This is a genomic window from Catenibacterium sp. UBA627 (assembly GCF_002299355.1).
GTDB classification, from domain to species: Bacteria; Bacillota_I; Bacilli_A; order Erysipelotrichales; family Coprobacillaceae; genus Catenibacterium; species Catenibacterium mitsuoka.
Genome location: NZ_DBPF01000064.1, coordinates 2,429 through 3,025, shown reverse-complemented (window position 1 = coordinate 3,025; position 597 = coordinate 2,429). Strand labels below are relative to the sequence as shown.

Genomic DNA, 597 nt, shown 5'->3' with positions numbered 1-597 from the left:
TACATTATGAAGGATTATAGACGTTATCACTGTGATGAGAATAAACTCATTGATTATGGATTTAAAAAACAGGGTCATAATTATATATATAAGAAAGACATACTAGATGGTGATTTCAGGATTGAAGTAATAATAAATGATATATTAGAGGCTAAGGTTTATGATTCTGATACATATGAAGAATATACAAATATTCGTCTGGTAGGTAAGCAGGGGAAGTTTGTACAAAAAGTGAGACAGGCTTATGAAGAATGTATTGAGGATATTTTAACTCATTGTTTTGTATATGATTATTTTATTTTTCCTCAATCTAAACGTCTTATGCATCTCATTGAAGAAAAGTATCATGTTCTTCCAGAACATCCTTTTACTAATGGTGATTCATTTGTGTTTAGAAATAATGATAAGTGGTTTGGACTTATTATGCATACAGATTATTCTAAGTTTCTAGATAAACAAGGAGAAGTAGAATGTCTGAATATTAAGGTTCCTATAGATACAGTTGATCATCCTTCTATCTATCCTGCTTTTCATATGAATAAGAAACATTGGATGAGTATATTATTAGATGAAACATTGAGTGATGAAGATATCATG

At 29.1% G+C, this 597-nt stretch carries 1 protein-coding gene; it reads left to right on the top strand.

Annotated elements, in window-relative coordinates:
- Positions 1-597, top strand: a 597-nt coding sequence (locus tag B2S90_RS04535; RefSeq protein ID WP_286696596.1) for an MmcQ/YjbR family DNA-binding protein, incomplete at both ends; no start/stop codon positions are given.